This window comes from Faecalibacillus sp. TM498 (assembly GCF_020589955.1).
Classification (GTDB): domain Bacteria; phylum Bacillota_I; class Bacilli_A; order Erysipelotrichales; family Coprobacillaceae; genus Faecalibacillus; species Faecalibacillus intestinalis.
Genome location: NZ_JAJDKB010000127.1, coordinates 1 through 936, shown reverse-complemented (window position 1 = coordinate 936; position 936 = coordinate 1). Strand labels below are relative to the sequence as shown.

Annotated in this window: 1 protein-coding gene; it reads left to right on the top strand. The window is 31.2% G+C overall.

Translation table 11 applies throughout. The features are described 5' to 3' along the window. Nucleotides 1-936, top strand: a 936-nt coding sequence (manA, locus tag LJD32_RS14970) for a mannose-6-phosphate isomerase, class I (RefSeq protein ID WP_032090164.1), incomplete at its 5' end; no start/stop codon positions are given.

The following is a 936-nucleotide window of genomic DNA, read 5'->3' as shown; positions in this document are numbered from 1 at the left end:
ATGGGACATATTTTATGGGTAGAACCTGTATTTAAAGAAATGATTTGGGGAGGAAACCAACTTAAAGAAAAGTATGGCTATGCTATACCAAGTGATCAAACAGGAGAATGTTGGGCACCTTCAGCACATCCAAATGGTGATAATAAAATCAAAGAAGGTGAATTCAAAGGACAAACTTTATCAAAAGTCTTTGATGAACATCGTGAACTTTTTGGAAATATCAAAGATAAACAATTTCCATTACTTGTAAAAATCATTGATGCTTGTAATGATTTATCTGTACAAGTTCATCCAAATGATGAATATGCTGGTCTTCATGAAAATTCATTAGGAAAGACAGAATGCTGGTATGTCTTAGACTGTAAAGAAGATACAAAGATGGTCATGGGACATCATGCTAAAACCAAAGAAGAACTTGTAAAAGCTATTGAAAATGATGATTATGATCAATTATTAAATAAGTTTGATATCAAAAAAGGAGATTTCTTCTATATTCCAAGTGGAACGATCCATGCTATCTGTAAAGGGTCATTGATCTATGAAGCACAACAATCATCAGATATCACATATCGAGTATATGATTATCATCGAAAAGATAAGGATGGAAATGAAAGACAACTTCATGTAAAACAATCTATCGATGTGACAACAGTGCCTTATAAACCTTATGATCTAGCTAAACAAGTAGAAGAAACAATAGAAAATGGAACAAGAAAAGAGCTTGTATCATCTAACTATTTAACATTAAATAAATATGATATGACAGGCTATAATAAAGTAAAGAATGATAAACCATTCCAACTTGTATCAATCATTGAAGGACAAGGAACAGTAGAAGGAAAAGAAGTGAAAAAAGGAGATCATTTTGTAGTTTGTTCAGATCAAAAAGAAGTTGATTTTGATGGAACAATGACAGTAATGATTTGTACATTATAA